Source organism: Pseudomonas sp. Leaf59, assembly GCF_920984685.1.
GTDB lineage: Bacteria > Pseudomonadota > Gammaproteobacteria > Pseudomonadales > Pseudomonadaceae > Aquipseudomonas.
Window position 1 is genome coordinate 181,747 of the sequence record NZ_CAKLBR010000007.1, and the last position, 23,580, is coordinate 205,326.

At 61.5% G+C, this 23,580-nt stretch carries 25 protein-coding genes and 1 riboswitch; of the genes, 16 read left to right on the plus strand and 9 right to left on the minus strand.

Annotation, left to right across the window (positions count from 1 at the left end; translation table 11 throughout):
- The first annotated feature begins 188 nt into the window (after positions 1 to 188).
- The 3 genes from hisG (at position 189) to hisC (ending at position 3,327) form a co-directional block, all read left to right on the plus strand.
- A complete protein-coding gene (hisG, locus tag LUB09_RS10540; RefSeq protein WP_003188599.1) occupies positions 189 to 824 on the plus strand; it encodes an ATP phosphoribosyltransferase in 636 nt (211 codons plus the stop codon).
- A gap of 127 nt (positions 825 to 951) precedes the next feature.
- On the plus strand, positions 952 to 2,271 hold the full coding sequence (hisD, locus tag LUB09_RS10545) for a histidinol dehydrogenase (RefSeq protein WP_057006862.1): 1,320 nt from the start codon (positions 952 to 954) through the stop codon (positions 2,269 to 2,271).
- A gap of 3 nt (positions 2,272 to 2,274) precedes the next feature.
- Positions 2,275 to 3,327 (plus strand): histidinol-phosphate transaminase, encoded by a 1,053-nt coding sequence (gene hisC / locus LUB09_RS10550; RefSeq protein WP_231422534.1) that lies wholly within the window; start codon positions 2,275 to 2,277, stop codon positions 3,325 to 3,327.
- A gap of 125 nt (positions 3,328 to 3,452) precedes the next feature.
- Here hisC and LUB09_RS10555 read toward each other — a convergent pair whose 3' ends face one another.
- Positions 3,453 to 4,727, minus strand: coding sequence for a uracil-xanthine permease family protein (locus LUB09_RS10555; RefSeq protein WP_004372057.1), 1,275 nt, complete (start codon positions 4,725 to 4,727; stop codon positions 3,453 to 3,455).
- 2 nt (positions 4,728 to 4,729) lie between these two features.
- Positions 4,730 to 5,368, minus strand: coding sequence for a uracil phosphoribosyltransferase (gene upp / locus LUB09_RS10560; RefSeq protein ID WP_004372055.1), 639 nt, complete (start codon positions 5,366 to 5,368; stop codon positions 4,730 to 4,732).
- A 165-nt stretch (positions 5,369 to 5,533) separates the two neighbouring features.
- Between upp and LUB09_RS10565 the strand changes: the two genes are divergently transcribed.
- From LUB09_RS10565 to LUB09_RS10575, 3 genes are all read left to right on the plus strand, one after another.
- Positions 5,534 to 6,091 (plus strand): hypoxanthine-guanine phosphoribosyltransferase, encoded by a 558-nt coding sequence (locus LUB09_RS10565; RefSeq protein WP_004372053.1) that lies wholly within the window; start codon positions 5,534 to 5,536, stop codon positions 6,089 to 6,091.
- A 3-nt stretch (positions 6,092 to 6,094) separates the two neighbouring features.
- Complete coding sequence (locus LUB09_RS10570; RefSeq protein ID WP_231422535.1) at positions 6,095 to 6,562, plus strand: WbuC family cupin fold metalloprotein; 468 nt, start codon at positions 6,095 to 6,097, stop codon at positions 6,560 to 6,562.
- Positions 6,563 to 6,627: 65 nt separating this feature from the next.
- The gene (locus LUB09_RS10575; protein WP_209988692.1) at positions 6,628 to 6,915 is read left to right on the plus strand and encodes a PA4642 family protein; all 288 of its coding nucleotides are present in this window, start codon (positions 6,628 to 6,630) and stop codon (positions 6,913 to 6,915) included.
- A 56-nt stretch (positions 6,916 to 6,971) separates the two neighbouring features.
- Here the strand turns inward: LUB09_RS10575 and mqo are convergent, their stop codons facing one another.
- Positions 6,972 to 8,480: a malate dehydrogenase (quinone) gene (gene mqo, locus LUB09_RS10580; RefSeq protein ID WP_231422536.1), complete on the minus strand. Its 1,509-nt coding sequence runs from the start codon at positions 8,478 to 8,480 to the stop codon at positions 6,972 to 6,974.
- 727 nt (positions 8,481 to 9,207) lie between these two features.
- Complete coding sequence (locus tag LUB09_RS10585; protein WP_231422537.1) at positions 9,208 to 9,441, minus strand: hypothetical protein; 234 nt, start codon at positions 9,439 to 9,441, stop codon at positions 9,208 to 9,210.
- A 181-nt stretch (positions 9,442 to 9,622) separates the two neighbouring features.
- Between LUB09_RS10585 and LUB09_RS10590 the strand changes: the two genes are divergently transcribed.
- Positions 9,623 to 10,210 (plus strand): YajG family lipoprotein, encoded by a 588-nt coding sequence (locus LUB09_RS10590; RefSeq protein WP_209988702.1) that lies wholly within the window; start codon positions 9,623 to 9,625, stop codon positions 10,208 to 10,210.
- Between the two features lie 60 nt (positions 10,211 to 10,270).
- Here the strand turns inward: LUB09_RS10590 and LUB09_RS10595 are convergent, their stop codons facing one another.
- The gene (locus LUB09_RS10595; protein ID WP_209988705.1) at positions 10,271 to 10,480 is read right to left on the minus strand and encodes a hypothetical protein; all 210 of its coding nucleotides are present in this window, start codon (positions 10,478 to 10,480) and stop codon (positions 10,271 to 10,273) included.
- Between the two features lie 179 nt (positions 10,481 to 10,659).
- On the opposite strand from LUB09_RS10595, the gene LUB09_RS10600 reads away from it, so the two are divergent.
- Positions 10,660 to 10,917 (plus strand): hypothetical protein, encoded by a 258-nt coding sequence (locus tag LUB09_RS10600; RefSeq protein WP_209988707.1) that lies wholly within the window; start codon positions 10,660 to 10,662, stop codon positions 10,915 to 10,917.
- 31 nt (positions 10,918 to 10,948) lie between these two features.
- On the opposite strand, the gene LUB09_RS10605 is transcribed toward LUB09_RS10600, so the two are convergent.
- Positions 10,949 to 12,112: a 1-acyl-sn-glycerol-3-phosphate acyltransferase gene (locus tag LUB09_RS10605; RefSeq protein WP_209988710.1), complete on the minus strand. Its 1,164-nt coding sequence runs from the start codon at positions 12,110 to 12,112 to the stop codon at positions 10,949 to 10,951.
- Between the two features lie 133 nt (positions 12,113 to 12,245).
- Between LUB09_RS10605 and LUB09_RS10610 the strand changes: the two genes are divergently transcribed.
- The 4 genes from LUB09_RS10610 to LUB09_RS10625 all read left to right on the plus strand — a co-directional run bounded on the left by LUB09_RS10610 (position 12,246) and on the right by LUB09_RS10625 (position 14,303).
- Complete coding sequence (locus tag LUB09_RS10610) at positions 12,246 to 12,428, plus strand: CPXCG motif-containing cysteine-rich protein (RefSeq protein ID WP_209988713.1); 183 nt, start codon at positions 12,246 to 12,248, stop codon at positions 12,426 to 12,428.
- Between the two features lie 11 nt (positions 12,429 to 12,439).
- Positions 12,440 to 12,700: a putative signal transducing protein gene (locus tag LUB09_RS10615; RefSeq protein ID WP_209988716.1), complete on the plus strand. Its 261-nt coding sequence runs from the start codon at positions 12,440 to 12,442 to the stop codon at positions 12,698 to 12,700.
- A 37-nt stretch (positions 12,701 to 12,737) separates the two neighbouring features.
- Entirely contained in the window at positions 12,738 to 13,358 is a 621-nt protein-coding gene (locus LUB09_RS10620; RefSeq protein WP_209988718.1) for an SOS response-associated peptidase, read from the plus strand.
- Positions 13,359 to 13,484: 126 nt separating this feature from the next.
- On the plus strand, positions 13,485 to 14,303 hold the full coding sequence (locus tag LUB09_RS10625) for a M48 family metallopeptidase (RefSeq protein WP_209988721.1): 819 nt from the start codon (positions 13,485 to 13,487) through the stop codon (positions 14,301 to 14,303).
- 122 nt (positions 14,304 to 14,425) lie between these two features.
- Here LUB09_RS10625 and LUB09_RS10630 read toward each other — a convergent pair whose 3' ends face one another.
- From LUB09_RS10630 to LUB09_RS10640, 3 genes are all read right to left on the minus strand, one after another.
- A complete protein-coding gene (locus LUB09_RS10630; RefSeq protein ID WP_004372026.1) occupies positions 14,426 to 15,010 on the minus strand; it encodes a TMEM165/GDT1 family protein in 585 nt (194 codons plus the stop codon).
- An 87-nt stretch (positions 15,011 to 15,097) separates the two neighbouring features.
- Positions 15,098 to 15,218, minus strand: a riboswitch (yybP-ykoY riboswitch).
- Positions 15,219 to 15,268: 50 nt separating this feature from the next.
- Positions 15,269 to 16,267: a class I SAM-dependent methyltransferase gene (locus tag LUB09_RS10635; protein WP_209988725.1), complete on the minus strand. Its 999-nt coding sequence runs from the start codon at positions 16,265 to 16,267 to the stop codon at positions 15,269 to 15,271.
- A gap of 31 nt (positions 16,268 to 16,298) precedes the next feature.
- Positions 16,299 to 17,261: a 2-hydroxyacid dehydrogenase gene (locus LUB09_RS10640; protein WP_231422538.1), complete on the minus strand. Its 963-nt coding sequence runs from the start codon at positions 17,259 to 17,261 to the stop codon at positions 16,299 to 16,301.
- Between the two features lie 88 nt (positions 17,262 to 17,349).
- Here LUB09_RS10640 and LUB09_RS10645 point away from each other — a divergent pair, with 88 nt between their 5' ends.
- The 4 genes from LUB09_RS10645 (at position 17,350) to LUB09_RS10660 (ending at position 23,408) form a co-directional block, all read left to right on the plus strand.
- Positions 17,350 to 17,982: a LysE family translocator gene (locus tag LUB09_RS10645; RefSeq protein WP_231422539.1), complete on the plus strand. Its 633-nt coding sequence runs from the start codon at positions 17,350 to 17,352 to the stop codon at positions 17,980 to 17,982.
- A 145-nt stretch (positions 17,983 to 18,127) separates the two neighbouring features.
- Positions 18,128 to 19,810 (plus strand): fatty acid--CoA ligase, encoded by a 1,683-nt coding sequence (locus LUB09_RS10650; RefSeq protein ID WP_231422540.1) that lies wholly within the window; start codon positions 18,128 to 18,130, stop codon positions 19,808 to 19,810.
- 331 nt (positions 19,811 to 20,141) lie between these two features.
- Positions 20,142 to 22,001 carry a DUF1302 domain-containing protein gene (locus tag LUB09_RS10655; RefSeq protein WP_209988735.1) on the plus strand — a complete coding sequence of 620 codons (1,860 nt, stop codon included), beginning with the start codon at positions 20,142 to 20,144 and terminating at the stop codon, positions 21,999 to 22,001.
- 42 nt (positions 22,002 to 22,043) lie between these two features.
- Positions 22,044 to 23,408 carry a DUF1329 domain-containing protein gene (locus tag LUB09_RS10660; protein ID WP_209988739.1) on the plus strand — a complete coding sequence of 455 codons (1,365 nt, stop codon included), beginning with the start codon at positions 22,044 to 22,046 and terminating at the stop codon, positions 23,406 to 23,408.
- The last annotated feature ends 172 nt before the right edge of the window (positions 23,409 to 23,580 follow it).

Below are 23,580 nucleotides of genomic sequence, written 5' to 3' on the forward strand. Positions count from 1 at the left end.
AGCAGTCCCGCTTTTTGGGATCGCTACGCAACCCAGCGCGTTGCAAGCCCGCTCGCTACAGTGAGGTGCTTGCCGTTAAGTGAGCGGTGTGCTGAATTTGTTTCAAGTCGAGGCTGTCACGGCCTCGATCTGTGTCTGGCGCCGTTTGCGACCAGACCGCAATTGCCTGATGAAGGACTGACGTTCCCATGTTGACCATCGCACTGTCCAAGGGCCGCATCCTTGACGACACGTTGCCCCTGCTGGCTGAAGCGGGCATCGTGCCGACCGAGAATCCGGACAAGAGCCGCAAGCTGATCATCCCCACGACCCAGGACGACGTGCGCCTGTTGATCGTGCGGGCTACCGATGTGCCGACCTACGTCGAGCATGGCGCGGCCGACCTCGGCGTCGCCGGCAAGGACGTGCTGATGGAATACGGCGGCCAGGGCCTGTACGAGCCGCTGGACCTGCGTATTGCCCTGTGCAAGCTGATGACCGCCGGCCGTGTCGGTGATGTCGAGCCTAAAGGCCGCTTGCGGGTGGCCACCAAGTTCGTCAACGTTGCCAAGCGTTACTACGCCGAACAAGGCCGCCAGGTCGATATCATCAAGCTCTATGGCTCGATGGAGCTGGCGCCGCTGATCGGCCTGGCCGACAAGATCATCGACGTGGTCGACACCGGCAACACCCTGCGTGCCAACGGGCTTGAACCCCAGGATTTCATTGCCGATATCAGCTCCCGGCTGATCGTCAACAAAGCATCGATGAAGATGCAGCATGCCCGTATCCAGGCGTTGATCGACACCCTGCGCAAGGCAGTGGAGTCGCGACACCGCGGTTGACTCACCCGCGCGGCCTTAGGTCGCGCCCGTCTATCCGCCTCATAGCCAGAATTCTCAGGTGCCCAAGCGGATCGACTGCTAACGTTCGGCGCCTGAGCATTTTTGCCAATCCTATGAGGCCCTCGCTATGACCACGTCCACTGCAATTGCCCGACTCAACGCTGCCGACCCGGATTTCGCCCATCATCTGGATCATCTGCTGAGCTGGGAAAGCGTGTCCGACGACTCGGTCAACGGGCGAGTGCTCGACATCATCAAGGCCGTGCGCGAGCGCGGTGATGCGGCGCTGGTGGACTTCACCCGCCAGTTCGATGGCCTGGACGTCAAATCCATGGCTGACCTGATCCTGCCGCGCGAGCGCCTGGAGCTCGCACTGACGCGCATCACCGGCCCGCAGCGCGAAGCCCTGGAAGTGGCGGCGGCGCGGGTGCGCAGCTATCACGAAAAGCAGAAACAGGATTCCTGGAGCTACACCGAGGCCGACGGTACCGTGCTTGGCCAGAAGGTCACGCCACTGGACCGTGCGGGTCTGTACGTGCCGGGCGGTAAAGCCTCGTACCCCTCGTCGGTATTGATGAACGCGATTCCGGCCAAGGTGGCGGGCGTGACCGAAGTGGTCATGGTGGTGCCGACTCCGCGCGGCGAAATCAATGAGCTGGTGCTGGCGGCGGCCTGCATCGCCGGCGTTGACCGCGTATTTACCATCGGCGGCGCCCAGGCAGTTGCAGCCCTGGCCTATGGCACCGAGAGCGTGCCGAAGGTGGACAAGGTGGTCGGCCCCGGCAACATCTATGTGGCCACCGCCAAGCGCCATGTGTTCGGTCAGGTTGGTATCGACATGATCGCCGGCCCCTCGGAAATCCTGGTGGTGTGCGACGGCCAGACCGACCCTGACTGGATCGCCATGGACCTGTTCTCCCAGGCCGAGCACGACGAAGACGCCCAGGCGATTCTGGTCTGCCCGGACGCCGAGTTCCTCGACAAGGTCGCCGCCAGCATCGACAAGCTGCTGCCGACCATGGACCGCGCCGAGATCATCGAGAAGTCGATCAATGGTCGCGGCGCACTGATCCTGGTGCGCGACATGGAGCAAGCCATCGAGGTGGCCAACCGCATCGCGCCGGAGCACCTGGAGCTGTCCGTGGCCGATCCGCAAGCCTGGCTGCCGTCTATTCGCCACGCCGGTGCGATCTTCATGGGGCGCCACACCAGCGAAGCGCTGGGCGACTACTGCGCGGGTCCCAACCACGTGCTGCCCACCTCCGGCACAGCGCGTTTCTCGTCGCCGCTGGGGGTGTACGACTTCCAGAAACGTTCGTCGATCATTTTCTGCTCGCCACAAGGCGCCTCCGAACTGGGCAAGACCGCCTCGGTGCTGGCCCGTGGTGAATCCCTGAGCGCCCACGCGCGCAGCGCCGAATACCGCATCCTTGAAGAGGGGAAATGACACATGAGCAAATTCTGGAGCCCCTTCGTCAAGGACCTGGTGCCTTACGTGCCTGGCGAGCAGCCCAAGCTGACCAAACTGGTCAAGCTCAACACCAATGAAAACCCCTACGGCCCATCGCCCAAGGCGCTGGCAGCAATGCGGGCCGAGTTGAACGACAACCTGCGCCTGTACCCGGATCCCAACAGCGACCTGCTCAAGCAGGCCGTGGCCAACCATTATGGGATCGATACCGGCAAGGTGTTCCTCGGCAACGGCTCTGACGAGGTACTGGCGCACATCTTCCATGGCCTGTTCCAGCACGACCTGCCGTTGTTGTTCCCGGATATCAGCTACAGCTTCTATCCGGTGTACTGCGGTCTCTACGGCATCACGTCCGCACCGGTGCCGCTGGACGATCAGTTCCAGATTCGTGCGGCGGACTACGCCAGGCCCAACGGCGGGATCATCTTCCCCAACCCGAATGCCCCGACCGGCTGCGTGCTGGCGCTGGACGCCGTGGAGCAGATCCTCAAGGCCAACCCCGACTCGGTGGTAGTGGTCGATGAAGCCTATATCGATTTTGGCGGCGACACCGCCATCAGTCTGGTGGATCGCTACCCGAATCTGTTGGTCACTCAGACCCTGTCCAAATCGCGCTCACTCGCCGGTTTGCGCGTGGGCCTGGCCGTGGGCCACCCTGATTTGATCGAAGCGCTGGAGCGGGTCAAGAACAGCTTCAACTCCTACCCGCTGGATCGCCTGGCGATTGCCGGCGCGGCGGCGGCGTTCGAGGACCGCGAGTACTTCGCCAAGACCTGTCAACTGGTGATCGACAGCCGTGAGACGCTGGTGACGCAACTGGAAGGGAAGGGCTTTGAAGTGCTGCCGTCGGCGGCCAACTTCATCTTTGCCCGTCACCCACACCATGATGCTGCAGGCTTGGCTGCGAAGCTGCGTGAGCAAGGGGTGATCGTACGGCACTTCAAGCAGGCGCGGATTGCCCAGTTCCTGCGGATCAGCATCGGTACGCCTGAGCAGAACCAGGCGTTGATCGACGGGCTTGGCGAGCTCTGACAGGCGCTGAAATACCATGTGGGAGGGGGCTTGCTCCCGATGGCGGTGTTCCAGTCAAGTATGCATCGACTGACACTCCGCTATCGGGAGCAAGCCCCCTCCCACATTTGGTTTTGCGGTGTTAATTAGAGCAGCGGCTCATCCGGCTTCTTGTGCTTCCAGCCATCATTGCCCGGCAGCAGCAGGTTCAAACCAATCGCCACCACCGCACACAGGGCGATGCCCTTGAGGCCGAAGTCATCCGGGCCGGTGCCGGTGCCAACCAGCACGCCGCCAATGCCGAACACCAGGGTCACTGACACAATCACCAGATTGCGCGCCTCGCCCAGGTCGATCCGATGGCGGATCAGCGTGTTCATGCCCACCGCTGCAATCGAGCCGAACAGCAGGCACAGGATCCCGCCCATCACCGGCACCGGAATGCTCTGCAGCAGTGCGCCGAACTTGCCGATAAACGCCAGGCTGATAGCGAATACTGCCGCCCAGGTCATGATCTTCGGGTTGTAATTTTTGGTCAGCATCACCGCGCCGGTCACTTCGGCGTAGGTGGTGTTCGGCGGGCCGCCAAACAGGCCGGCGGCCGTGGTGGCAATGCCGTCACCCAGCAGGGTGCGATGCAGGCCGGGCTTTTTCAGGTAGTCGCGACCGGTCACGCTGCCCACCGCAATCACACCGCCAATATGCTCGATCGCCGGGGCCAGGGCCACCGGGACGATAAACAGGATCGCCTGCCAGTTGAACTCCGGCGCGGTGAAGTGGGGCAGGGCGAACCAGGGCGCGGCGGCGATTTTGGCCGTGTCGACCACACCAAAGTAGAAGGCCATGGCAAAGCCCACCAGCACGCCGGAAATGATCGGCACCAGGCGGAAAATGCCCTTGCCGAACACTGCAACGATCAACGTGGTCAGCAGCGCCGGCATCGAGATCATCATCGCCGTCTGGTAATGAATCAGCTCGGCGCCGTCGCCGGACTTGCCCATCGCCATGTTCGCCGCAATCGGCGCCATGGCCAGGCCGATGGAGATAATCACCGGGCCAATCACCACCGGCGGCAGCAGGCGATCGATAAAGCCGGTGCCTTTGATCTTCACTGCCAGGCCGAGAAAGGTATACACGAAACCGGCCGCCATCACCCCGCCCATGGTCGCCGCGAGCCCGAACTGGCCCTTGGCGAGAATGATCGGCGTGATAAACGCAAAGCTCGATGCCAGGAACACCGGCACCTGTCGCCCGGTGACCACCTGGAACAACAGCGTGCCCAGGCCTGCGGTGAACAGCGCAACGTTTGGATCAAGGCCGGTGATCAGTGGCATCAACACCAGCGCGCCAAATGCCACGAAGAGCATCTGTGCGCCGGACAGGATCTGGCGCCAAAGCGGGTCGTTGAATTCATCCTGCATGTTCACGCGTCCTTCTGCTTGGTGCCGAAGATCTTGTCACCGGCATCGCCCAGGCCCGGGATGATGTAGCCGTGTTCATTCAGGCGCTCGTCGATGGACGCGGTGTAGATCTGCACGTCCGGGTGGGCTTTCTCGACGGCGGCAATGCCTTCGGGCGCGGCAACCAGCACCATGGCGCGAATGTCCTTGCAGCCGGCCTTTTTCAACAGGTCGATGGTGGCAACCATGGAGCTGCCGGTGGCGAGCATCGGATCGATGATCATCGCCAGGCGCTCGTCGATTTCCGGGACGAGTTTTTCCAGGTAGGTGTGGGCCTGCAGGGTTTCTTCATTGCGGGCCACGCCCACGGCACTGACCTTGGCGCCCGGGATCAGGCTGAGCACGCCTTCGAGCATGCCGATACCGGCGCGCAGGATCGGCACTACGGTGATTTTCTTACCGGCAATTTTCTCCACCTGGACGGGACCGGCCCAACCGGGGATCTCGTAGGTTTCCAGGGGCAAATCCTTGGTGGCTTCGTAAGTCAGCAACGCTCCGACTTCCTGAGCAAGCTCACGGAAGTTCTTCGTGCTGATGTCGGCGCGGCGCATAAGGCCGAGCTTGTGCTGGATCAGCGGGTGGCGGATCTCGCGAGTGGGCATGGGAAAGGCTCCGGCGGCGGGCAAAAAAACCGGCCTAGATTAATCTATCCGAGGATGATGTCCTATAGACAATCAAGTACGTTAGTCCATAAACGCTTGAACGTTGCCGCTCACATGCGTACCTTTGCCCGCTTTTCTTGCCACAGCACCCCCTTGGAGAGCGCCATGTCCGCTGATCTCGAGCATATCCGTCAAATCATGCGCGAGGCTGACTGCCTGTACAGCGAAGCGCAAGTCGAAGAGGCGATCGCCAAGGTTGGCGCGCATATCAGCCGCGAACTGGCCGATAGCAACCCGGTAGTGTTCTGCGTGATGAACGGCGGCCTGATCTTCGCCGGCAAGCTGCTGACCCATCTGCAGTTCCCGCTGGAGGCGTCCTACCTGCACGCCACCCGCTATCGCAATGAAACCAGCGGCGGCGACCTGTTCTGGAAGGCCAAGCCAGAAGTGTCGTTCATCGACCGCGACGTGCTGATCATCGACGACATCCTCGATGAGGGTCACACCCTGGGTGCAATCATCGACTTCTGCAAACACGCCGGTGCGCGTAAAGTGCACACCGCCGTGCTGATCGACAAAGACCACGACCGCAAGGCACGCCCGGACCTGAAAGCCGATTACGTCGGCCTGCCCTGCATCGACCGCTACATCTTCGGTTACGGCATGGACTACAAAGGTTATTGGCGCAACGCCAATGGCATCTACGCCGTCAAAGGGATGTAAGTCATGACCCGCTTTCTTGATCAGACGCTGTATGCCGAATTGGCCGAGAAGGCGGGCGCCAGCCCACGTGGCCGGCACCATCACAACTTTCATCAGATGGAAGAGCCGTGCCATCGCATGGCCGTCGGCCTGCAGCCCAGCACCTACGTGCCGCCCCATCGGCATTTGAGCGCCGATAAGGCGGAAACCCTGCTGGTGCTCAAGGGGCGCCTGGGTTTGCTGATCTTCAACGACACCGGTGAGGTGATCGCCAGGCGGGTGATGCAGGCCGGTGGCGAGTGCGCAGGTGTTGACTTGCCGCCGGGGGTTTTCCACGGGCTGGTGGTGCTGGAGCCCGACACGGTGATGTTCGAATGCAAGGCCGGACCGTATCGTCCGGTGGGCGAAGGTGAGCTGGCCAGTTGGGCGCCGCGTGAAGGCGATGCCGAAGTGGCGGCTTATCAAGCGTGGATGCTGGCCCAGTTCGACTAGGCGCTTCATCGCTTCCAAAGGTAGACTTCAGACCCCGTGAAAATGTCTGCAGGCTGGAGTCGGTAATGCGTAAAGATAAGAAACAGGTGATTGGTGACGAGATCGGCGACGACCAGATCAAGTTGTTCCTGGATTTCGAGCCGGTTGACGCGACTTCACCGTCTCTGCACAAGCTGATCAAGGCCTACCGTGGCCTGCGTATCGATGATTTCGAGCGCTTCCTTGGCTTTTTCAAGGCCGCCGGCCTGGATCTGGATGGCAAGGACGAGCATGGTCAGACCTTCGTCGACGTAATCAAGGACCAGCGCCACGCGCCCGAGTACATCGAGCTGATCGAAAAAGCCCGCGGCTGATGACCCCGGCCAAAAAAAACGCCCCTGCGAGGGGCGTTTTTTATTGCGTTCAGACCTCAAGCGTAGCTTTCAGCCTCGTCGCCTTGTTCAACCAGCTCCAGGCTGATGTTGTTCTGCGTGTTGATCCTGCGATACAGCTCGGCATCGGTTTCCAGCACTTTCTCGCGTGCGGGGAAGATCTCGTGCAGCTTGACCGCCCATTCGCCGGCAGCTTTTTCCGGGAAGCAACGCTCAATCAGTTCCAGCATGATAGAAACCGTCACTGAAGCTCCCGGAGACGCACCCAGCAGTGCCGCCAGCGAGCCGTCTTTGGCTGCGACCAGCTCGGTGCCAAATTGCAGCACGCCGCCTTTCTTCGGGTCTTTCTTGATGATCTGCACCCGTTGGCCGGCCACTTCCAGGCGCCAGTCTTCAGCTTTGGCTTGCGGATAGAAGCGGCGCAGGGATTCCAGGCGCTGTTCCATGGACTGGCGCACTTCGCTGACCAGGTACCTGGTCAGGTCCATGTTGTCGCGCGCCACGGCCAGCATCGGGCCGATGTTGCCGGCGCGAATCGACATCGGCAGGTCGAGGAATGAACCGTACTTGAGAAACTTGGTGGTAAAGCCGGCGTATGGCCCGAACAGCAGGGATTTTTTGCCATCCACTACCCGGGTGTCCAGGTGTGGCACGGACATCGGTGGCGAGCCCACCGCCGCCTGGCTGTACACCTTGGCCTGGTGATGCTTGACCACGTCCGGGTTGTCGCAACGCAGCCACTGGCCGCTGACCGGGAAACCGCCGAAGCCTTTGCTTTCGTCGATGCCCGACGCTTGCAGCAGCGGCAGGGCCGCACCACCGGCGCCGAGGAACACGAACCTGGCGTCGACTTCGCGGCTTTCGCCGCTGTTCACGTCCTTGATGCTCACCGTCCAGCCGGCACCGTTGCGCTTGAGGCCGGTGACCCGCTTGCAGTACTTGACCTGGGCCTCAGGTGTACTGGTGAGGTGACCGAGCAACTGGTTGGTCAGGGCACCGAAGTTGACGTCGGTGCCGTTCATCACACGGGTGGCCGCGATTTTTTCATCCAGCGGGCGGCCGGGCATCATCAGCGGCATCCACTCGGCCATTTCGCCACGGTCTTCGGTGTAATGCATGTCCGAAAACGCATGGTGCTGCACGAGGGTTTCAAAACGCTTCCTGAGAAACGACACGCCGCTTTCACCCTGCACGAAGCTCAGGTGCGGCACCGGGCTGATAAAGGATCTGGCCGAGCCAAAGGTGCCCTTTTTGGTCAGGTACGCCCAGAACTGCTTCGACACCTCGAACTGGGTGTTGATATGCACGGCTTTCTTGATGTCGATGGAACCATCGGCAGCCTGCGGCGTGTAGTTCAGCTCACACAGGCCGGCGTGGCCGGTACCGGCGTTGTTCCACGGGTTGGAACTCTCCGCGGCACCCGAGTCCATCAGCTCAACGACTTCCAGCTTGAGGCCGGGGTCGAGCTCTTTGAGCAGCACGGCCAGGGTGGCACTCATGATGCCGGCCCCTACCAGTACTACGTCGACTGCTTCGTTATGCGCCATTTAACGCGTCTCCAAAATCTGCAGCACCAAATTGACGGCATGGCTGCCAGGAGTGACGGGGCGGTTCACGTGTTGCCCCAGGTTACCCATGGCCAGGATCGCCATGTCCGTTTCGCAATTCCTTGCAACTTCCAGCGCACGCTTGCTGCCGGGCTGATCTGCCTATGAACGCATTCATGGGCGCCTGTGGCAATTCGACTTATGGTCAAAGCGTGCGATTCGTGCAATCAATCCGTCGCGGACAGGCTCAAGCTCCGGTTATTGAGGCGTACTCGGTCCTGGGGGGGTGGGCTGTTCCAGACGCTGATGGTGCTTGTACAAACGCCAAACTATTCATTTGCTCGCCACACTCTTGTGAAGTTGTGAAAACCCGTTTTTTCACGCTCTTTTGAAGACGTGAACCTCAAAAAAGGGCTGCCTCAGCCTGGCACCTGGCCCGAAACACCTTTGCCGACACGCGGCAAAACGGGCAAACAACTCAAGTGGCCGAGCGCAATGGCAGCTCTGGCAGATGCGGTAAAGGCGGGTGGTCTGCAAGGAAAACAGCAAGCGCGCCAGCTTCACTCGATCTGTGTGGGCGGCTCTCTGTGGGCGATTCTTGGGTTAATGCCGAGGCATTAACGGTGCTGCGAGGCCCGATCAGGAGACGTCCTTATAATCGGGGGGAGATTGTAGCGAAGAACGCCGCAGAAATGGGCGTGTTTTATGACTTTTATTAGGCTTGTGGTCAGGAGGCCAACGCCTGGCGCGAATGTGCGTGCGCGACCCCCGGCCGAACCCGAGCGCTGGCGGGCAGTGGACGGTGCATCCAGCACAGGCGTGTCTCGGTGACTTCCACCCAGCCCTCGCCGACAGGTGGCAGGCTGCATTGCTTGAAGGCCAGGCAATGGCCCCTGGCGTCGAGCAGCGCGAACTGGCGATGGCGGGTGTGTGACATGAACAACGATTTGAGCAGGCGCATGGCGTGTACCGGTTGTGTTACATGCTTGAAGGTTGCCAGTCTGCCATGACACTGGAATGACGAATTTATGCGAAATTGTAATTTCGCCGTGGCTTCAGCTGCCGTTCAGGATCGCTGGTGAGTGGCGCGCGTGCACCGTTATACTGGCGGCCTGTTTGCATCTAGTCCTGGAGAAATGAGTATGTTGCAACGCCTGTTGTTCGGTTTGATCACTGTGACCAGTTTGACCCTGGTTGGCTGCGCCAACAGCCCGCAACAACTCAGCCCGCAACCCAAGATCACCACGCAGCTGGCGCCGGTGGGGCATGGTCAGCCGGTGTCGGTGCGTGTGGTGGACGGTCGTCCATCGCCAACCCTGGGCTCGCGCGGCGGCCTGTACCCGGAGACCGCATTGATTTCGGTGACCGGCCAGGACGTGCTGCCCAAGCTGCAGGCCCAGGCTGAAGCCGCCGTGCGCCTGCTGGGGTTCACGCCGACCACTTCGCCGGGTGCCCCCCAACTGACCGTTACCCTGGCCGAACTGAAATACCAGTCGCCCAAGGAAGGCCTGTACGTGACTGAAGCCTCCATCGGTGCCACGTTCAAGTCCGATGTCAGCGCCGGTACCCGTCGCTACAGCGGCCGTTACGCGGCGTCGCTCAACCAGCGCTTCGGCATGTCGCCGAACCAGGAAACCAACACCAAGCTGGTCAGTGACGTGCTCAGCGACGCGCTGACCCGCCTGTTCAAGGACCCCAGCATCGGCCAGTTGCTCAGCTCGCAGCAGTAAGCCGTTCACAAAAAAACCGGGCTCATCGCTGAGCCCGGTTTTTTTTCGCCGGGCGTTTCTTCACGCGGCGCTGTCGACGTGGAAGTCCAGCATGCTCACGCCCGTGAGCAGATCCATCTCCGGCCAATCCGCATGTTGATGCCCGCCCAGGGCGCAATACACCAGCCAGTGGCGGTCCTGAACGTTGAACGCCAGGCTGCCGATCAGCGCCTCCTGTTCATCACTTTGGGCGACCAGATACAACCGGTCCTGGTTCTGCGCATGCAACATGACAAGCTCCCGGGCGTTCGAAGGGCAACAGAATGGCTTGTTAAGGTGACGTTCAGGTGACGCTGTAAATTACTCGATACATTAATCGCAAGTGGACGGGATCGTTACAGGCGCAGGGCGCCACTACCGTTCAGGTGTGTCCGAATGGATATCAGCGTATGGGTTCACCGAGGTTTGCGATGGCGCTGCCCGCACTGTTGATCAATGTCATGGCTCTATTGCTGGCCGGCCTCGCGGCGGCGCTGCTGTTCGTTGCGCGTTTTTGCGAGCAGCGCGCAATGGCCGACCTCACCGCCCAGAGCGAAGAGCGCGCGATCGACCAACCCATGCTGTTTCTGGATGTGCGCATCGAGCGGGCGCATCGCCTGGCTTACCGTATAGGGTTTGCAGGTCTCGGGCTGGCGCTGGTCCTGTCCTGGCTCAGCACCCATTTTTAAGATCACTGCAATACCCCCTGTGTGAAGGTGCTTACAGAGGGATTCCGGCTTTGACGCGGTACTGGTTGCGTACCGGCGTTGCGTACTGCGTCACCAGGTAGGGCCGGTGTTCCGCTGGGCACTCATTCAAACGCCTTTCCCATTCCGTTTTCGCCTTGGCCAGCTCATCGGCCGGGAAGACTTCAGCCGCGGTCGGCACCTGCAACTGCGGGTCTGCATCGGCCCACTGCGCATACGCCAGGTAATGCACCGGGAACAACCGATAACCGCCGAGAATCTGCCGGTCCATTTCCACGGCCAGCAGCTTGGTGTCCTCGAAGCGCTCGGTGATCGGCGGTGCGAAGTTGATGTGCACGCGGCCCTTGTAGCCGGTGATACCCAGCGCGATGCTCACATCGTCCTCGCCCGGCGCCTTGCTGTAGGTGCCGGTGGTGGCGCGGATATACAGCTCGCGCGCCTTCGCGGTATCGCAGGGGTCGTACTCGTAGCTGATGGATACCGGCGTCAGGTTCAACGACTGGATGACCTCGGCAAACGGCTCATCCTTGCGGCTCACGTGGAACATCTTGAGGATCGCCGATTCGGTGCGATCATCCCCGTCCTTGGCGCGGCCTTCGGCCTGGGCGATCCAGATGGACTGGCAGTCATTGCGGATCGAATGATTAATGTAGGCCGACAGCAAATGATACGCCGCCATCTTTTCCTTTCGCCCGGTGATCGAGCGGTGCACGATGAAGCTCTTGTTCAGGCGCATCAGGTCGCTGACAAACGGCTTTTGCAGCAGGTTGTCACCGATGGCGATGCGTGGCGTCGGCAGACCGGCGTGGTACACGGCATAGTTGACGAACGCCGGGTCCATCACGATATCGCGGTGGTTGGCCAGGAACAGGTACGCGGTGCCGGACTTGAGCTGTTCGACGCCGGTGTAGGTCACGCCGTCGGTCGCGCGGTCGATGGTGTGGTCGACGTAGTACTCGACCTTGTCCTGCAGCGTGGCCACGGTGGTGACGCCGGCGAATTCACGGCGCAGCTTGCGGGCAATCATCGGCTTGAGCAGCCAGCCCAGGGTGCCGGCGAAGCGGGGGAAGCGGAAGTGGGTCAGGATGTCCAGAAAGGCCTTGTCGCTGAACAGACGTGCCAGCACTGCCGGGACTTCGCTGTCGTTGTAAGGTCGGATGGTATCGAATTCGCCCATCATGCTCTCTTGTTGGAAACGGCTAGGATAAGTAGAGGAAATACCAGGGTGCGGCGCGGGTAATTGGCCCGGCCGATCAATAGCCCTGTCAATAGACCGGCGATTATACGCACAAGTCACCTGGGAGACTGCGATGCTGGAAACTGAACCGTATGATTGTCCTTATTGTGGTGAGCCGGCGGAGGCGGTGCTGGATCTTTCCGGTGGCGATCAGTGCTATATCGAGGATTGCCCGGTCTGTTGCCGACCGATCAATTTCATCCTGCAAACGGATGGCCATGAATGGATGCTTGAAGTCCACGCCGAGAACGAATAGCAGGCACGCCCATGCAGCGAATCTACGAACCGGAAAACCTCATGGAAGGCGAGTTGCTGCAACAGATGCTCGCCAGCGAGGGTATCGAGGCACATCTGGTGGGGCGCCATCTGCTCGGTGGCACTGGCGAGTTGCCGATTTTCGGCCTGCTGGGGCTGGAGGTCGATAATGATCACGCTGCCTATGCCCGTGAGCTGATCACCGCCTATATCGGCGCGCAGCCCCTGCCCGGTGATGAACCCGACAGCTTTCCCGACGTGCTGGTCTGTTAGGCTGTCGGTCGGTTTACCCCAAGAGTCGTGTTGCCCCATGTGTGGACGTTATGCCCTGTTTCGCTGGAATCCCGGCTTTGCCGCCCTGCCGGGCTTTCCGGCGGACCAGCAGGCCCAGTGGAACATTTCCCCGAATGACTCAGTGCTGATCCAGCGCCAGAGCGAAGGCCAGCGCACCCTGGCGCGTGCCCGCTGGGGCCTGACCCCGCCGTGGCTGACTGATCTTTCCCGCACGCCGGCCCATGCCCGCGCCGAAACCCTGGCGGAGCAACCGATGTTCCGCGAGGCGTTTCGCCAGCGTCGCTGCCTGCTGCCGGCCAACGGTTTTTACGAATGGCGCGGTACTCAGCGCAAACGCCCGTACTGGTTGACGCCGGGGGAGGGCTCGACGCTGTTTTTCGCGGCGATCTGGGAAGCCTACCCGGTGCAGGAACAGGTGTGGCTGAGCACTGCGGTGGTCACCCAGGCCGCGCAAAGCCAGCGCCGGCCGCTGATCCTGGATGCTGCGGGCCAGGCGGCGTGGCTCGATCCCGAGACCCCGTTGCACGTATTGCAGGCGCTGCTGGCCAGTGAGCCCACCGCGTTGCGCGAAAGGGTCCTGGCCAATATGGTCAACGATCCCAAGCTCAACGGCCCGGAGTGCCTGACCCCGGCCTGACAGTTGCTGCCGTCGGTACCCTCTTGTGGGATGTATCGGAAATACAGCAGTTAAACGTCGTGTGTATCTGGCGCGGATACACACGAGGGCCTACGATACGCGCCATGTTTTCAGGGAGCGTCTCGCATGAAAAAGTCATTGGCAGTAAGTGTATTGGCGGCGGCCATGCTGCTGGCCGGGTGTCAGTCGGTCAACACCACCAGCGGCGGCGCCGTGGGGGTTGAGCGCAAGCAATACATGTTCAGCATGCTGTCGAGTCAGGAAGTCGACCAGATGTATGCCCAGTCCTACCAGCAGACCTTGGGCGAAGCCAGTGGCAAAGGCCTGGTGGACAAAACCAGTGCCAACGCCAAACGCGTGCAGGCGATTGCCAATCGGCTGATCGCCCAGGCGCCCACCTTCCGTCCGGATGCGGCGCAGTGGAAGTGGGAAGTGAACCTGATCAAGAGCGACGAGATGAACGCCAACTGCGGGCCTGGCGGCAAAATCTTCGTGTACAGCGCATTGATCGACAATCTCAAGCTCACCGATGACGAGCTGGCCGCAGTAATGGGCCATGAAATTGCCCACGCCTTGCGCGAGCATGGCCGTGAAGCCATGTCCAAGGCCTATGGCATCCAGATGGCCAAGCAAGGCGCCGGTGCGATATTCGGCCTGGGCCAGGACAGCCTGGCGCTGGCCGATACCGTGGCCAACTACGGCATGACCTTGCCCAACAGCCGCAGCAATGAAAACGAAGCCGACCTGATCGGCCTGGAGCTGTCGGCCCGCGCCGGCTACAACCCGAACGCGGCGATCACGCTGTGGAACAAGATGGCCAAGGCTTCCGAAGGCTCACCGCCCGAGTTCATGAGCACTCACCCGGCCTCCGATAGCCGGATCGCCTCGCTGCAGGCGGCCATTCCGAAAGTGATGCCGCTGTACCAACAGGCCAAAAAATCCTGATGTTCCAACGCTGATGAAGACCTGAGTGTGGGAGGGGGGTTGCTCCCGGTAGCAGTGGATCAGCCAAGCAATACCAGGCTGACGCACCGCAATCGGGAGCAAGCCCCCTCCCACATTTGGCGCTAGATCCACCCGCTGCTTTGCATGGCCTTGTACACCGCCACAATCGCCAGGATGAAAAACGCCGTCGCTGCCAACCGGCGAATCAGGGTCAGTGGCAGTTTCTCCGCGGCAAAATTCCCTGCCAGCACCACCGGTACGTTGGCAATCAACATGCCCAGGGTCGTGCCGATAATCACCAGCCATAGCTCCGGGTACTGCGCCGCCAGCATCACCGTGGCGATCTGCGTCTTGTCACCGATCTCCGCGAGGAAGAACGCAATCAGCGTGGTCAGGAACGGTCCGAACTTGCGCGTGGTGCTGGCCTCGTCATCGTCGAGTTTGTCCGGTACCAGCGTCCACAAGGCCGTGGCACAGAAGCTTGCGGCGAGAATCCAGTGCAGCACCGCGTCCGAGAAAAAGCTGCCAAACCAGGCGCCCACGGCACCGGCGGCCGCATGGTTGGCCAGGGTCGCGGCGACGATGCCGGCGATGATCGGCCAGGGTTTGCGAAAGCGTGCGGCAAGGATGAGCGCGAGCAGTTGCGTCTTGTCGCCAATTTCGGCCAAGGCAACGATTGCGGTGGGGACGAGCAGAGAATCCAGCATCAGGTAGGTTCCAGGGGCGGGTCGACACGGCTATGACACGAACAGCCTTCCCGCCCCGGGTAAGGTGTGCGTGTCATAGGTCTTGTCAAACCCCGGTCCGTCTGTGCGGACTCCTGGGTCGCATACGCCATGGTCTGTTGACCAAGTATGTTGACGTATGCCGGACGAGATTGAACTCGTGGGAGACTACTCCCCTAGGACGGAGCGGATTCTGCCTAGCCAGGACACATTCGGCAAGCCTTCTTTTTCAAACGCCCGTTAGGGGCGCTTGGCGCGGTAAATGCGAAAACCGTTGCCCTCGGCCTTCACCGCACAGATGCCCAGGTGCTCTTCGATCAGCGGCTGATACTTGAGAAAGCTATTGGCGACCAGGCGAAGTTCGCCACCTTTTGCCAGGTGTTTTGCCGCTTTTCGCAGCAAGTTCTCGGTGGCGAAATAATCGGTGTGCACGCCGACGTGAAACGGCGGGTTGCTCAGGATCGCATTCAAACCCATCGGCGCGGCGTCGATTCCGTTGCCGGTCAGCACCTCGGCTTCCAGGCCGTTGGCCGCCAGGGTGAGGCGGCTGCTGGCGGTGGCGAAGGCGTCTACATCCAGCATCGTCACGCTGTTGTGCGGGTAGCGACGCTTGACCGCAGCCCCCAGCACACCAGCGCCGCAACCGAAGTCCAGCAGATGGCCGCTCGGCAGCTTGTCCAGATGCGCCAGCAGCAACTCGGTGCCGCGATCAAGGCGCCCGTGGCTGAACACGCCTGGCAGGCTGACCACTTTCAGCGGGCCCTCGGCCAGCGGCACCTCGAACACCTGTGCCAGGCTTTCCAGTTCTACGCTCTGCGGCGCATTGACCACGGTGATCTGCCACAGTTGGCAATGCCGCGCGTTGTCCAGCTTGCGCGGTTTGCCGAATGGGGCCAACTGCTTGGCGGCACTTTCGATACCGCCTTTTTTCTCTCCCACCAGAAACAGCTCGGCACCGGGCAGGCGTGCGGCCACCGCATTGAGCAGGTAATCGGTGAGGTCCTTGGACTTGGGCAGGAAGATCACCGCCGCGTCGAACGCGCGTTCAGGCACATTCACGCCAAACGCGCTGCGCTCCGGGAAGCGTGCGTCGAGCGCCGCCTGGTCACCGGCGTGCCAGCACCAGCCGTGGGCATTGGGCAGACGACCGAGCAAGTCGTCGGCCGGCAAACCGACCAGCAGCAGGTTGCCTTGAAAAAGTTCGGGCTGGCGAAGCAGCACTTCACTGCGCGGATCCATGGTCTGCTCCTTGAAAAAGGGGCGCAGTCTATCAACTGACGACCCGCAGCGGGGCGCCGTCGAAAAAGCCTCGGGCGTTTTCCGCCAGTTGGCCGACGATGCGCTGGCGCGCCTCGCGGCTGCCCCAGGCGTTATGCGGCGTGACGATCAACCGAGGAATATCGCCGGCCAGCAGCGGGTTGCCATTGACCGGCGGCTCCACGCTCAGCACATCCGTGGCGGCACCGCCTAGATGGCCGCTGCGCAACGCGTCGGCCAGCGCCTGTTCATTGATCAAACCGCCGCGCGCTGTGTTGACCACCAACGCGCCGGGCTTGAGCAGCGCCAGCTCGCGAGCGCCGATCATGTTGCGGGTGTGCTCGTTGAGCGGGCAGTGCAGGGTCAGCGCGTCGACCTGCGCCAGCAACTCATCCAGCGGCACCCGATCGGCTCGGGCAGGGCGGCCAGGAATGGCGCCCAGCAGCACGCGCATGCCAAAGGCTTCGGCCAGTTGCGCAACGGCGCCGCCCAGTTCGCCATGGCCGAGCAAGCCGAGGGTTTTGCCTTGCAGCTCGACAATCGGATGGTCCAGCAGGCAAAACTGCGCGGCTGCCTGCCATTTGCCGGCAGCCACGTCGCGCTGATAGTCCTGCAGGCGCGTGGCCAGGTTGAGCAGCAGCATCAGCGTGTGCTGCGCCACCGACGGCGTGCCGTAGCCCTGGCAGTTGCTCACGGTGATGCCGTGGGCGCGGGCGGCCGCAAGGTCAACGTTGTTGGTGCCGGTGGCCGCTACGAGGATCAGCTTGAGCTCGGGGCAGGCGGCCAGCGTGTCGGCGTCGAGCGCGACCTTGTTGCTGATGGCGACCTGGGCACCCTGCAGGCGCTCGATCAGATTCTGCGCGGTGGTCTGCTCGAACAGCTGCAGGTCGCTGAAGCAGGCCTGCAAACCGCTGAGGTCGAGGTCGCCCAGGTCGAGGGAAGGGTGATCGAGGAAGACGGCGCGGCGATTGTTCATGCTCAACTGTACCTTTTGCGACGAAGTTCGAAGGCGTACTCTGCCGAGACTATCAGATGAAATAATCCGTTACGTAAAGGGAGCGAACATGTACCTCGCCGAGTTTTTGACCGTGGCTCTGATTCACCTGTTGGCAGTGGCCAGCCCCGGCCCGGATTTCGCCGTGGTGGTGCGCGAAAGCGTGACCCACGGCCGTCGCGCCGGAACCTGGACTGCGCTGGGCGTCGGTTCGGCGATTTTCCTGCACGTGGGCTACTCGTTGCTCGGCATTGGCTTGATCGTGTCCCAGTCCATCGTGCTGTTCAACGCGCTCAAATGGGCGGCGGCGGCCTACCTGCTGTACATCGGCTTCAAGGCCCTGCGCGCGCAGCCGGCCAAGCCCGTCGCCGAGGGCGAGTTGCACCGAGAAGTGGGCGAGCGCACGCCGCGCGGAGCGTTTACCGCCGGGTTCGTGACCAATGGCTTGAACCCCAAGGCCACGTTGTTTTTCCTCTCGTTGTTCACCGTGGTGATCAACCCGCACACACCGTTGGCGATCCAGGCCGGTTACGGCGTGTACCTGGCCGTGGCGACCGCGTTGTGGTTCTGCCTGGTGGCGATGCTGTTCAGTCAGCAGCGCGTGCGCGCGGGGTTTGCGCGGATGGGCCACTGGTTTGATCGGACGATGGGCGCGGTGTTGATTGCGATTGGGGTGAAATTGGCGTTTACCAGCGTGAAATAACCCGCTTGAGCGCCTCAACTGCTGGCGCAAAGCTAGCATTTGCAGCGCTCCACAAATCATTCCTTTGGCTGATTTGGTTGAAACACAAGGTCTCTACAGTGCAAGTCTTCAAGCCAAGACCGTGCAGTCATAAAAAGGGATTCGTATGTTGCAGACCCGTGTTATCCCGCCCGCCGAAGGCGCTTACCAATACCCGTTGTTGATCAAACGCCTGTTGATGTCCGGCACCCGCTACGAAAAGACCCGGGAAATCATCTACCGCGACAAACTGCGCTACACCTACCCGACGCTGATCGAGCGCGTCGCGCGGCTGGCCAATGTGCTCACCGACGCCGGGGTCAGGGCCGGTGACACCGTCGCAGTGATGGACTGGGACAGCCACCGCTACCTGGAATGCATGTTCGCCATCCCGATGATCGGCGCGGTGGTGCATACCATCAACGTGCGCCTGTCGCCGGAACAGATCCTCTACACCATGAACCATGCCGAGGACCGCTTCGTGCTGGTCAACAGCGAGTTCGTCGAGCTCTACCAGGCCATCGCCGGGCAGCTCACCACGGTGGACAAGACCCTGCTGCTCACCGACGGCGACGCCCACACCGCCGAGTTGCCCAACCTGGTAGGCGAGTACGAAACCCTGCTGGCCGCTGCCAGCCCCACGTACACCTTCGAGGATTTCGACGAACACTCGGTCGCTACCACCTTCTACACCACCGGCACCACCGGCAATCCCAAGGGTGTGTACTTCACCCATCGCCAACTGGTGCTGCACACCATTGGCGTGGCGACCATCATGGGCAGCGTCGACAGCGTGCGCCTGCTGGGCACCAGCGACGTGTACATGCCGATCACACCGATGTTCCATGTGCATGCGTGGGGCCTGCCATACGTGGCGACCATGCTCGGTTTGAAGCAGGTATACCCCGGCCGCTACGACCCGGAATACCTGGTGGAGCTATGGCACAAGGAGCGCGTTACGTTCTCCCATTGCGTGCCGACCATTCTGCAAATGCTGCTCAACGCCAAGGCTGCCCAGGACGTGGACTTTGGCGGCTGGAAAATCGTCATCGGCGGCAGCGCCCTCAACCGCACCCTGTATGAAGCGGCCAAGGCGCGGGGCATTCAGCTGACTGCCGCCTATGGCATGTCCGAGACCGGGCCGCTGGTGTCCTGCGCCCACCTCAACGATGAGTTGATGGCCGGCAGCGAAGATGAACGCACCACCTATCGCATCAAGGCCGGTGTGCCGGGGCCACTGGTGGATGCGGCGATTGTCGACGCCGATGGCAACTTTCTGCCCGCCGATGGCGAGTCCCAGGGCGAACTGGTGCTGCGTGCGCCGTGGCTCAGTGAAGGCTATTTCAACGAGCCGCAAAAGGGCGCCGAGCTGTGGGCCGGCGGCTGGATGCACACCGGCGACGTGGCCACCCTGGACGCGTTTGGCGTGATCGATATTCGCGACCGCATCAAGGATGTGATCAAGACCGGCGGCGAGTGGGTCTCGTCCCTGGCCCTCGAAGACCTGGTCAGCCGTCACCCGGCGGTGCGCGAAGTCGCCGTGGTGGGCATCGCCGATCCACAGTGGGGCGAGCGCCCGTTTGCGTTGCTGGTGGTGCGCGATGGCCATGAGATTGGCGCGCGCGAACTCAAGGAACACCTCAAGCCGTTCGTGGAATTGGGCCACCTGAGCAAGTGGGCGATTCCGAGCCAGATCGCCGTTGTTACGGAAATTCCCAAGACCAGCGTCGGCAAACTCGACAAAAAACGTATCCGCGTCGACATCATCGAATGGCAGGCCAACAACAGCACGTTCCTGTCCACCCTCTGAGTGCGTTCGCCGTGCCCGTTCGGGCACGGCACTGCTCTATCTTGCGGCTTTACTTGTGATTTGCCGATTTTCAGCCATCCTTCCCGCGTCGGCCTTCGCCGACGTGGCGAAAGGACTGTGGCAGACGGGGTGGTGATGCAAATCACACTTTAGAGGGATCAAGCGGTATGCCCTGCTGGCTATAGTCACTCACAGAGTTTTTCAAGGATGTTGCACTTCAGGCCATGGGGGCCTGGTTGCCGGGCGGCATTGGAATCGTTGTATTCCGGCCGTTACACGCATCAGCGAAAAAACTCACTGCCATAACAATAATGCACATGGAGTAGCGTCGATGACCTCAGTAAACCAGTTCTGGCGCCGGGCAAAACTGCCCCTGGCCGTCAGTCTCGCCTCTACGCTCGCCGGGCCTGCATTCGGCGTCAGTTTCAATATCGGTGAAATCGAAGGGAGCTTTGACTCGTCGCTGTCCGTGGGCGCCAGTTGGTCCACTGCCAAGGCCAATCGTGACCTGATCGGCGCCAACAACGGCGGCCGGGGTTTGTCCCAGACGTCCGATGACGGCCATCTGAACTTCAAGCGCGGCGAGACCTTCTCGAAGATCTTCAAGGGCATTCACGACCTGGAACTGAAATACGGCGATACCGGCGTGTTTGTGCGTGGCAAATACTGGTATGACTTCGAGCTCAAAGACGAAAGCCGGCCATTCAAGGACATCAGTGACAACAACCGCAAAGAGGGCGCCAAGTCCTCGGGCGGGCAGATTCTCGATGCGTTCATCTACCACAACTACAGCATTGCCGATCAGCCGGGTAACGTGCGGTTCGGCAAGCAGGTGGTGAGCTGGGGTGAAAGTACCTTCATCGGCGGCGGCATCAACTCCATCAACCCGATCGACGTGTCTGCGTTCCGTCGTCCGGGTGCCGAGATCAAGGAAGGCCTGATCCCGGTCAACATGTTCTATGTGTCCCAGACACTCACCGACAACCTGTCGGCCGAAGCGTTTTACCAACTGGAATGGGACCAGACCGTTACCGATAACTGCGGCACCTTCTTCTCCCAGCCTGACGTGATTTCCGACGGCTGCAGCAATAACCTGCGCGTGCTGAACAAGCGCTCGACCATTCCGGGCGCAGCATTGCCGACCCTGAATGCGCTGGGCGTGGACGTCAACGGCGAGGGCGTGCTGGTGCGCCGTGGGCCGGACCGTGATGCGCGCGACAGCGGCCAGTTCGGCATGGCCATGCACTACAACTTCGAGCCGCTGGACACCGAGTTCGGCGCGTACTTCATGAACTACCACAGCCGTGCGCCGATCTTCAGCGCCCAGGGCGCGCCGGCGTCGGCGTTCACTCGACCACTGGGGCCGCTGGCGGCACTGCGTCCGCTGATCGTGGCGGGCAGTTCCAACTACTTCGTCGAATACCCGGAAGATATCCGCCTCTACGGCCTGAGCTTCTCCACCACGCTGCCTACCGGCACCGCCTGGAGCGGTGAGCTGAGCTACCGTCCGAATGCACCGGTGCAACTGAGCACCACCGATATCCTGTTTGCCGGCGTCACGCCGATTCCGGGCTTTGGCAATGCGTCCGTGCTCAAGGGCAGCCCGGGCCAGGACCTGCACGGTTACAACCGCAAGGAAGTGACGCAGTTCCAGACCACCTTCACGCACTTCTTCGACCAAGTGATGGGCGCCAGCCGTCTGACCACCGTCGGTGAAATCGGTGTAACCCATGTGGGCGGGCTGGAGAGCAAGTCCCAGGCCCGTTATGGCCGTGATCCGGTCTTCGGCCCGGGCACCTTGCCGGGCGGCTTCTGCAATGCGCTCAACGCTTCCACCGCCAACGGCGCCGGTCTGCCCAATGCGGCCGGCCTGAACACCAACTGCAGCAACGACGGCTACACCACCGCCACCTCGTGGGGCTACCGCGCACGCGCCATCTGGGAATACCCGGATGTGTTCGCCGGGGTCAACCTCAAGCCGAACGTGGCCTGGTCCCATGACGTCAAGGGTTACTCCCCGGGCCCTGGCGGCAACTTTGAAGAAGGTCGCAAGGCGGTCAGCCTGGGCCTGGATGCCGAGTACCAGAACACCTACACCGCGAGCCTGGCCTACACCAACTTCTTTGGTGGCAAGTTCAGCACCGTGGATGACCGCGACTTCGTGGCCTTGAGCTTCGGTGCCAACTTCTAAGCACTTTTCCAAGCGGCATGCATTTTCAGGAAGAACAACAACATGAAAATAAGCAAAAGTCTGTTGCACATCGGGGTGCTGGGGCTGTCGATCATGGCGAGCCACGTCATGGCGGCCGTCTCGGCGGATGAAGCCGCCAAGCTGGGCACAAGCCTGACGCCAATGGGCGCCGAAATGGCCGGTAACGCAGCCGGCACCATTCCGAAATGGTCGCCCATGCCAACCAACGCCGGTGCGGTCGATGCCCGTGGTTTCCTGGCCAACCCCTACGCCAGTGAGCAACCACAATTCACCATCACCGCGCAGAACGTCGAGCAGTACAAGGACAAGCTGGCGCCGGGGCAATACGCGATGTTCAAGCGCTACCCGGAAACCTTCAAAATGCCGGTTTACCCGACCCATCGTGGCGCCACCGTGCCGGCTGATGTGTTCGCCGCGATCAAGAAGAACGCTACCACCACCAACCTGGTGTCCGGCGGCAACGGCCTGGAGAACTTCTCAACGGCCGTGCCGTTCCCGATTCCGAAGACCGGCGTTGAGGTGATCTGGAACCACATCACCCGCTATCGCGGTGGCAGCGTGACGCGTCTGGTCACCCAGGCTACGCCGCAAACCAACGGTTCCTACAGCCTGGTGTACTTCCGCGACCAGTTCGTGTTCCGCGACAAGATGAAGGACTTCGACCCGAAAAACCCGGGCAACGTGTTGTTCTACTTCAAGCAGCAAGTGACCGCGCCGGCGCGTCTGGCCGGTGGCGTGCTGTTGGTGCACGAAACCCTGGATCAGGTGAAGGAGCCGCGTTCTGCGTGGGTCTATAACGCCGGTCAGCGCCGCGTGCGCCGGGCGCCGCAAGTGTCCTATGACGGGCCGGGCACTGCCGCCGACGGCCTGCGTACCTCCGACAACCTCGACATGTACAACGGCGCACCGGATCGCTACGACTGGAAGCTGGAAGGCAAGAAAGAAATCTACATCGCCTCCAACAGCTACAAGATCGACGACCCCAAGCTCAAGTACGCCGACATCATCAAGGCCGGCCACATCAACCAGGACCTGACGCGTTATGAACTGCGCCGTGTCTGGCACGTGGTCGCCACCCTGAAGGAAGGCCAGCGCCACATCTATGCCAAGCGTGACTTCTTCATCGACGAAGACACCTGGCAGGCTGCGGTGATCGACCATTACGACGGGCGTGGCCAACTGTGGCGCGTCGCCGAGGCCCATGCCGAGAACTACTACGACAAGCAAGTGCCGTGGTACGCCCTGGAAACCCTCTACGACCTGCAGTCCGGCCGCTACCTCGCGCTGGGCATGAAGAACGAAGAGAAACAGGCCTATGACTTCGGCTTCACCGCCACCACCAGCGACTTCACTCCGGCGGCTCTGCGTCAGGATGGTGTTCGCTAAGCGGTAACGGTAACCACTGTGGGAGGGGGCTTGCTCCCGATGGCGTTGGATCAGTCGGTACATCGGTTGACTGATCCGCCGCCATTGGGAGCAAGCCCCTTTCACATTTCTTGTCGCAGTTCTTTTTAAGGCAAATGTTGCAAAGATATACAAGGCAGGCGCTTTTACCGCT